The organism is Bradyrhizobium sp. HKCCYLS3013, from assembly GCF_051167615.1.
GTDB lineage: Bacteria > Pseudomonadota > Alphaproteobacteria > Rhizobiales > Xanthobacteraceae > Bradyrhizobium.
The window spans coordinates 1-7,014 of sequence record NZ_JBNPTK010000037.1; the positions used below are offsets into that span (position 1 = coordinate 1).

At 65.1% G+C, this 7,014-nt stretch carries 6 protein-coding genes; 1 reads left to right on the plus strand and 5 read right to left on the minus strand.

What is annotated here, in order from left to right; all coding sequences use genetic code 11:
- Nucleotides 1–113: 113 nt before the first annotated feature.
- From ACQR1F_RS32045 to ACQR1F_RS32065, 5 genes are all read right to left on the minus strand, one after another.
- A complete protein-coding gene (locus ACQR1F_RS32045; RefSeq protein ID WP_315801345.1) occupies nucleotides 114–479 on the minus strand; it encodes a hypothetical protein in 366 nt (121 codons plus the stop codon).
- A gap of 191 nt (nucleotides 480–670) precedes the next feature.
- Nucleotides 671–1,333, minus strand: a complete 663-nt coding sequence (locus tag ACQR1F_RS32050) for a sulfite oxidase-like oxidoreductase (RefSeq protein ID WP_315801344.1) — start codon at nucleotides 1,331–1,333, stop codon at nucleotides 671–673.
- Between the two features lie 26 nt (nucleotides 1,334–1,359).
- On the minus strand, nucleotides 1,360–2,682 hold the full coding sequence (locus ACQR1F_RS32055; protein WP_315801343.1) for an MFS transporter: 1,323 nt from the start codon (nucleotides 2,680–2,682) through the stop codon (nucleotides 1,360–1,362).
- Between the two features lie 411 nt (nucleotides 2,683–3,093).
- Nucleotides 3,094–4,515, minus strand: a complete 1,422-nt coding sequence (locus ACQR1F_RS32060) for an amidase (protein ID WP_315801342.1) — start codon at nucleotides 4,513–4,515, stop codon at nucleotides 3,094–3,096.
- Nucleotides 4,516–4,594: 79 nt separating this feature from the next.
- Entirely contained in the window at nucleotides 4,595–5,371 is a 777-nt protein-coding gene (locus ACQR1F_RS32065) for an SDR family oxidoreductase (RefSeq protein ID WP_434914543.1), read from the minus strand.
- 168 nt (nucleotides 5,372–5,539) lie between these two features.
- Between ACQR1F_RS32065 and ACQR1F_RS32070 the strand changes: the two genes are divergently transcribed.
- Nucleotides 5,540–6,613, plus strand: a complete 1,074-nt coding sequence (locus ACQR1F_RS32070; RefSeq protein WP_434914544.1) for a tartrate dehydrogenase — start codon at nucleotides 5,540–5,542, stop codon at nucleotides 6,611–6,613.
- Nucleotides 6,614–7,014 lie beyond the last annotated feature (401 nt).

The following is a 7,014-nucleotide window of genomic DNA, read 5'->3' on the forward strand; positions in this document are numbered from 1 at the left end:
ATGGCCGGGCTTGTCCCGGCCATGACGGAGTAACTAACTAGCCAGCTCGCGTGTTGCGACGTTGGGCTGTTGCCAGCCTAGATCCGCGATCAATCTCACCAGCCCCGCCACGATCACTCGCGCTGAGGCAGCAGCTCGATCACCTGCTCACCGTTCCGGATCGCTGTCGGCAGGTCCTGCGCGACGAGATCGGCAATCCATCGGACCAGCTCGGGAAGAGCTTCGTCCTTCGCCTGCCGGCGGAGTGGGGGCAAGTCGCGCTCGTGCGCTGTGCCCACTTTGATGTTGAGACGCTCATATGGAATGTCGCCGTCCGGCGGCCGATATCGCGCATCGAACAGACGCCGGCCGTGGCTGCGAACGAGGTGGATGCGAATGCCGCCAAGATCTCGTGCGGTCAGCGCGGCCAGGATGACGCTCGGCTTGAGAAGGTACCCATAGCCCTTGGGTATTTTGCCGGTTTCTGAGGTGAACTCCATGTTGTGTCTCTGGCACGTTCGGATATCGCGGTGGCCGCGCTTCGGTGCGGAAGCGATAACATGTAGTCCGTAGGGTGGGCAAAGCGAAGCGTGCCCACCATTCTTTTCTTTTTTGCGGGGCGAGGGTGGGCACGACGCTTCGCGTCTTTGCCCACCCTACGGCTCCGTTGGCCTGGCAGAGCGGAGCCCGATCACTCCGAATAGCGCTGCTCGGCCCAGGGATCACCGCGGTTGTGATAGCCGCGCACCTCCCAATAGCCGGGTTTGTCGGAGTCGAGAAACTCGATCGCCTTCAGCCACTTTGCGCTCTTCCAGAAATACAGATGCGGCACCACGACCCGCACCGGACCGCCATGCTCCCTGGTGAGCGGCGCGCCGGACCAGCTGTGCGCGAGCAGCGCATCCTCGGCGGCGAAATCCTCCAGCGTCAGATTGGTCGTGTAGCCGTCGTAGGAATGCAGCACGACGAAATCAGCGCCGTCGCGCGGCCGGCAGGCGGCAAGCAGGTCGCGCGTCGCAAGCCCTTCCCATCGATTGTCGTAACGCGACCAGGTCGTCACGCAGTGAATGTCGGATGTGAACTGGCGCTGCTCCTGGGCGCGGAAGGCAGTCCAGTCCCAGAACAGGGGATTTTCCACCGCGCCATAGACATCCAGCCGCCAGCGCTCCGATGTGACCGACGGCGTCAGGCCGAGATCGAGCACCGGCCAGTCGCGGGTCAGGTGCTGGCCCGGCGGCAGGCGCTGGTCGTCGGGCCGCACGGAGCGGCCGGTCAGGAACTTGCCTTCGCGCGCCCAGCGCTCCTTGGCTCGGCTCAGCTTGCTCTCGGGCGGCAACCCGGACTCGTCAGCCATCGGCACCCCTCGCCAGTTCGTCCTGCTCATTCGTGCCGATGCATCGCCGACGCATGCTTGGTGTCACGCATGGTCGCATAGATGAGCAGCGACAGGAAGATCACGCTTGTGAGATAATAATAGAACCAGGTCTCGTGCCCAATGCTCTTGAAGTAGAGCGCGATCGCCGGCGCGGTGCCGCCGAACAGCGAGACGGTGATCGCGTAGGGCAGGCCGACACCGAGCGCACGGACATTGGTCGGAAACAGCTCGGCCTTCACCACCGCGTTGATCGAGGTGTAGCCCGCCGTGAAGATCCAGGCGCCGCAGATCAGCAGGAAGGCCGTGAACGGCTCCTTGGTGCCCTTCAGCACGGTCAGAATCGGGATCGTCGCCAGCGTGCCGGCGACGCCGAAGAAGATCAGCAGCGGCTTGCGGCCGATGCGATCGGAGATCGCCCCATAGAGGGGCTGCAGCACGCAGGCGAACAGCAGCGAGCCGAAGATCACCATCGTGGTCTGGTCCGCTGTCAGGCCGACCGAGAGTTTCACGAAGGTCTGCATGTAGGTGGTGAAGGTGTAGAATGCGGCGGTGCCGCCCGCGGTCAGGCCGACCACCAGCAGGAGCTCCCGCGGATATTTGAACAGCGCGGTGATCGAGCCGGAAGGGCCGACGGTCTTCTTGGCCTCGACGAAGGCCTCGGTCTCGTGCAGGTTCCGCCGCATCACCGCCACGAAGATCGCGAGGCCGGCACCGATTGCGAACGGAATGCGCCAGCCCCAGGCCCGCAATTCGTCCGGGGTCAGGAACACCTTCTGCAACAGCAGGAGCACGATGATCGCGGTGAGCTGGCCGCCGATCAGCGTGACGTATTGGAAGCTCGAATAGAAGCCGCGATGCCTGGCGTCGGCGACCTCGGACAGATAGGTGGCGCTGGCACCATATTCGCCGCCGAGGCTGAGGCCCTCGATGACGCGGGCGAGCGCCAGGATGATCGGCGCGGCGATGCCGATGGTGGCATAGGTCGGCGTCACCGCGATGATCAGCGAGCCGAAGCACATGCAGAGCACCGAGACCGTCAGCGACAGCCGCCGGCCGTGGTGATCGGCGAGATAGCCGAACAGCCAGCCGCCGAGCGGGCGCATCAGGAAGGTCGCGGCGAACACGACAGCGGCGTTGAGCTGCTCGACGACCGGGTCCTTCGATGGAAAGAAGGCCGGCGCGAAATACAATGCGAACGCCGTATAGGCATAGAAATCGTACCATTCGACCAGGTTGCCGGCCGAGCCGATCAGGATCGCCTTGATGCGGCGCTCGACGTCGGCGAGCGACGTGGTCTCGGTGGCAGGCTCGATCGCCTGGTCTGTCATATCCGGTCTCCGGCAAGCGTGATTTGCGGCCCTTCTACGGCAGCCGCAGGGATTGCCAACAGACGATAACGGACATGGGTCCCATGTTCAGCGCATGGAACTCTGCGCCAATCAAAGCAGAACTGCCGCCCCTCATGGTGAGGGGCGCTGCTCCGCCTCGCTGGGAGAACCATCAGGCCAAGGTTCGGGGCCTCGCCCTTCGAGACGCTCGCCTTCGGCGAGCTCCTCAGGGTGAGGGGGAAGGTCGGGGGAAGGTCATGCCGGAAAGAGCGAACTGTGCAGGCCAGCGAGAATCTCAACCCTCATGGTGAGGAGCCCGCCGAAGGCGGGCGTCTCGAACCATGAGGCCAGCGCCCGGGCCTGACCCTTCGAGACGCCGCTGCGCGGCTCCTCAGGGCGAGGGGGAGCATTTCACCTCGGCGCGCGCGGATCGATCGGCGTGGAGCTGGCGACTCCCAGCACGTCCTCGAGCAGCTTGGCACCCGCCAGCAAACCGGCGTCGTTGCGCGGCCGCGCGATCACCTGCAACCCCACCGGCAGGCCCGACGCGGTGAAGCCGCATGGCAGCGAAAGCGCCGGGCAGCAGGCGAGCGTGATCGTGTAGACGATGCCGAGCCACTGCACGTAGTTGTCGAACTTCTGTCCGGCGCATTCGGCGACGTAGCGGTTCTCGACCGGGAAGGGCGGCACGATGGTGGCCGGCGCCAGCAGCAGGTCATAGGTCTCGAAGAACTTGACGGCGCGAGCGGTCATCGCCACGCGCTGCGCTTCGGCGCGGGTGATCTGCGCGACGGTGAGCTTCAGCCCTTCCTCGATGTTCCAGATCACTTCGGGCTTGAGCAGGTCGCGCTTGGTGCGCAGCAGCTCCTGCTTGCTCATCGCGAAGTCGAGCGCGCGCAGCACGTGGAAGCATTCATGCGCCTCGCTGAAGTCCGGATGCGCCTCCTCGACGATGACGCCGAGCTCGGCGAAACGCTGCGCCGCTTTGCGGGTGACCGCGATCACTTCGGGATCGACCGGCGTGATGCCGAGATCGGGCGAATAGGCGACGCGGATCGGCTTCTTGCCGGAGCGGGCGGCGGTGAGGAAGGAGGTCGCGGGCGAGGGCAGCGAGATCGGGTCGGCGGCGTGCTCGCCGCTCATCGCGTCCAGCAGCAGCGCGAGGTCCTCGACATTGCGGGCCATCGGGCCCTGGACGCCGAGATTGCGGTCGATGGCGACGGCCGGCGTATGCGCGACGCGGCCGAAGCTCGGGCGCAGGCCGACGATGCCGCAGAAGCTCGCGGGATTGCGCAGCGAGCCGCCCATGTCCGAGCCGTGCGCCAGCCACGCCATGCCGGTCGCAAGCGCAACCGCTGCGCCGCCCGACGAGCCGGCGGCCGAGCGCGACGTATCCCAGGGATTGCGCGTCGCACCGAACACCTCGTTGAAGGTGTTGGCGCCGGCGCCGAACTCCGGCGTGTTCGACTTGGCGTAGATCACGCCGCCATTGGCTTCGAGATGCTCGACCAGGAGATCGGAGTGTTCCGGAATCCGGTCCTTGAAGATCGGCGAGCCCTGCGTGGTCAGTACGCCCTGGACGTCGGTGAGATCCTTGATCGGCACGGGCATGCCGGCGAGCAGGCCGCGTTCAGAGGCCTTCTTCTGCATCAGCGCCTTGGCGTGATCGCGCGCGCGATCGAAGCACAGCGTCGGCAGCGCATTCACCTTGCCGTCGACGGCCGTGATGCGCGCTTCCAATGCATCGAGGCAATCGAGCGGGGTGACCTCGCCGGCCTTCAACTTGTCGACGACGGCGCAGGCGGTCTCGCGGATCAATCCCTGGTCGGCCAAAGCTTGGTTCTCCTGATTGGAAGCATCCCGGCGCTGTGTTGTAGACCATGTTTCGCCGGACGTGGAAAGGTCGCCGCGATCAACCCCACCCTGCACTGATGCCGCCATCGACGGTATAGATCACGCCGGAGGTGTAGCCGGCACGATCGGACGCCAGGAACGCCATCAGGTCGGCGATCTCGCGTGGATGCGCCGGACGCCCGAGCGGCAGGCTCTTCTGGAATTCCGTGTAGCGGCTCTCGTCGCCGAACTGCTGCTTGGCGCGGGTTTTCAGCAAAGTGACGTGCCGGTCGGTGCCGACCGGGCCGGGGTTGATGCCGACAACGCGGATGTTGTCGGCGAGGCTCTTGGAGCCGAGCGCGCGCGTGAAGGCCATCAGCGCGGCGTTGCCGGCGCTGCCGCAGATGTAGTTGAAGTCGAACTTCTCGCCGGCCGCGCCGATGTCGTTGATGATGACGCCCGCGCCGCGCGCCTTCATGTCAGCATAGACAAGGCGCGTCAGGTTGATGAAGCCGAACACCTTGAGGTCCCAGGCGTGCCGCCACGTGGCCTCGTCGAGCTTGTCGATCGGGCCGCCCGGAATGTCGCCGGCATTGTTGACGAGGATGTCGATGTCGCCGGCCTCCTCGGCCAGCCGTGTCACGTCCTCGGACTTGCGCAGGTCCACGACGTGCGCCGCCGCGTCGATCTGGTGCTTGGAGCGGAGCTGCTCGACCAGCGCCGAGAGCCGGTCGGCGCTGCGCGCGGCGAGCCTGACGTGGCAGCCTTCCTCGGCGAACGCTTCCGCGGCGGCGGCGCCGATGCCCTTGGAGGCGCCGGTGATGAGAACGCGCTTGCCGCGCAGGTGAAGATCCATGGACACTCTCGCTGAAGGGGAGGAGACCGGATTGTCTTGTGCGATTGTCTTGCGCGTCAGCCATGCGGTCAATCTTGCACCGCAGCGTTGCGCTTCCCGGTCGTTTGGTCCATTCAGGCGATCGACGATTTCAGCCGGAACACGGCGCAACACGCAAGGATCCGCTCGATGAGCAAGAAGCCCTATCGCATCGCAGTCATTCCCGGCGACGGCATCGGCAAGGAGGTCATGCCCGAGGGCATTCGCGTGATCGAGGCGGCCGCCAAGAAGCACGGCGTCGCGGTGCAGTTCGATCATTTCGACTTCTCGAGCTACGACTATTACGAGAAGCACGGCCAGATGATGCCGGACGACTGGAAGACGCAGATCGGCAGCCATGACGCGATCTATTTCGGTGCCGTCGGCTGGCCGGCCAAGATCGCCGACCACGTCTCGCTGTGGGGCTCGCTGATCAAGTTCCGCCGCGAGTTCGATCAGTATGTGAATCTGCGTCCCGTACGTCTGATGCCCGGCGTGCCGTCGCCGCTGGTGGGACGCAAGCCGGGCGACATCGATTTCTGGGTGGTGCGCGAGAACACGGAAGGCGAGTATTCGTCGGTCGGCGGCCGCATGTTTCCTGACACCGATCGCGAGTTCGTCACGCAGCAGACGGTGATGACCCGCACCGGCGTCGACCGCATCCTCAAATTCGCTTTCGAGCTGGCGCAGTCGCGGCCGAAGAAGCACCTGACCTCGGCCACCAAGTCGAACGGCATCTCGATCACGATGCCGTATTGGGACGAGCGCGTCGAGGCGATGGCCAGGAACTATCCGGGCGTGAAGTGGGACAAGTACCACATCGACATTCTCACCGCGAATTTCGTGCTGCATCCGGACTGGTTCGACGTCGTCGTCGGCTCCAACCTGTTCGGCGACATCCTGTCCGATCTGGGACCTGCCTGCACCGGCACCATCGGCATCGCGCCGTCGGGCAACATCAATCCGGAGCGCAACTTCCCGTCGGTGTTCGAGCCGGTGCACGGCTCGGCGCCTGATATCGCGGGGCAGGGGATCGCCAACCCGATCGGCATGATCTGGTCGGGCGCGATGATGCTGGAGCATCTCGGCGAGAAGCAGGCCGCGCAGGCGATCGTCGGCGCGATCGAGCGGACGCTGGCGGAGCGGACGCTGCGCACGCGCGATCTCGGCGGCAATGCGGATACGATGGCGTGCGGCAAGGCGGTCGCGGAGATGGTGGATTAGTCGCAGCTGTTTGTTGTCGCGCCGGCCGGGTGCTGATGACACCAGTAAGTAGGGCGGGTTAGCGCAGCGTAACCCGCCGGGTTCTTCATCCTTCTTCATCGCTACGGGATGGCGGATTACGCTGCGCTAATCCGCCCTACGCGTCTGCCTCCGTCTGCTCGCGATAGATCGCGCGGTATGGGTCCCGGCGTCGCGTGCGCAGTTGCGCACTTGGCCGGGACGACAATGGTGGTTGCGGCCACAACTCGGGCAACACCATCATTGCGAGGAGCGAAGCGACGAAGCAATCCAGGGTCGTCGCGGGACTCTGGATTGCTTCGCTTCTGTTCAGCCCGGGGACATGGCTGACAGGTGTTCGGAGACATGGTTGACACCTCAAAATTGGCTCGATTCGTCAAGCA

Bases quoted from the DNA above. Each gene is read 5' to 3' on its own strand.
- ACQR1F_RS32045 (WP_315801345.1), bottom strand. From the start codon at position 479: ATGGAGTTCACCTCAGAAACCGGCAAAATACCCAAGGGCTATGGGTAC.
- ACQR1F_RS32050 (WP_315801344.1), bottom strand. From the start codon at position 1,333: ATGGCTGACGAGTCCGGGTTGCCGCCCGAGAGCAAGCTGAGCCGAGCC.
- ACQR1F_RS32055 (WP_315801343.1), bottom strand. From the start codon at position 2,682: ATGACAGACCAGGCGATCGAGCCTGCCACCGAGACCACGTCGCTCGCC.
- ACQR1F_RS32065 (WP_434914543.1), bottom strand. From the start codon at position 5,371: ATGGATCTTCACCTGCGCGGCAAGCGCGTTCTCATCACCGGCGCCTCC.
- ACQR1F_RS32070 (WP_434914544.1), top strand. From the start codon at position 5,540: ATGAGCAAGAAGCCCTATCGCATCGCAGTCATTCCCGGCGACGGCATC.